General features: G+C 61.3%; 1 protein-coding gene. It reads left to right on the top strand.

Annotation, left to right across the window (positions count from 1 at the left end):
* The coding region (locus tag JMY24_RS38070; protein ID WP_201704130.1) for a CheR family methyltransferase at window positions 1-1,042 on the top strand (1,042 nt) is incomplete at both ends.

The raw sequence follows: 1,042 nt of genomic DNA, 5'->3' as shown, positions 1-1,042 counted from the left end.
GCTCATCAACGTGACCGATTTCTTTCGCGACGCGGAAGCGTTTGAGAACCTCGCGAATCTGGTCATCCCGAAGCTCTTCGAAGAGCGCGGCGCGGACGACGTGGTACGCGTATGGGTGCCAGGTTGCGCGACCGGCGAAGAGGTCTACTCACTGGGTATCCTGATATGCGAACACATGGATACGCTTCCCGTTGCGCCACGGGTGCAGATCTTCGCCAGCGATATCGACGAACATGCACTCGGGGTCGCGCGTGCCGCCAGATATCCGGGGCCGTCGCTTGATAGCGTGTCGCCGGAGCGCCGCGACCGTTTTTTCATCCCCGACGGCGCGAGCTATCTCGTGGCGAAAGAGGTTCGCGACCTGTGCATCTTCTCCCCGCATAGCGTGATTCGTGACCCACCCTTTTCACGAATTGATCTGGTGTCCTGCCGCAACCTGTTGATCTATTTCGGCCAGGACGTGCAGCGACAGGTCATTCCCACCTTCCACTACGCGTTGCGCCCCGACGGCTACCTGTTTCTTGGCACATCCGAGAGTGTTAGCCAGTTCGAGGATCTCTTTGCGCCGGTCGAGAAAAAGCATCGCATCTTCCGTCGCCGCTCAGTTGCAGCACCGCACGTTCGCCTGCCGCTGATGGTGACTTCAATGCGCGCAGGTCAACCGGGCCACCTGACGGCGCGGCGCGCCGAAGTCGGTGGCGCTGCCTTGCGCCAGATGGTTGACGCCCACGTACTTGAACGGTTTTCGCCGCCCCATGTGCTGGTCAACCGTGACGGTGACGTTGTGCATTACTCGGCGCGCACGGGCAAATATCTTGAACCGCCCGCTGGCGTGCCCTCGCGGCAGATCTTTACCATGGCGCGCAAGGGCATCCGCGTTGAACTACGCGCCGTGTTCCGGGAAGCGGTGGAATCCGGGCGTCCAGTAACGCGTGAGGGCATACCGGTTGAGGAAGAGGACGGTCGCGTACAGATTGTCACCGTAACGGTCGAGCCGCTGAGCAGCCGGCCCGGCGTCGAGCCGCTTTACCTCGTTTTATTC

The organism is Paraburkholderia kirstenboschensis (assembly GCF_904848585.1).
GTDB classification, from domain to species: Bacteria; Pseudomonadota; Gammaproteobacteria; order Burkholderiales; family Burkholderiaceae; genus Paraburkholderia; species Paraburkholderia kirstenboschensis.
Note: the sequence above shows the minus strand (reverse complement) of the source record. Positions and strands in the feature narration are given on the sequence as shown.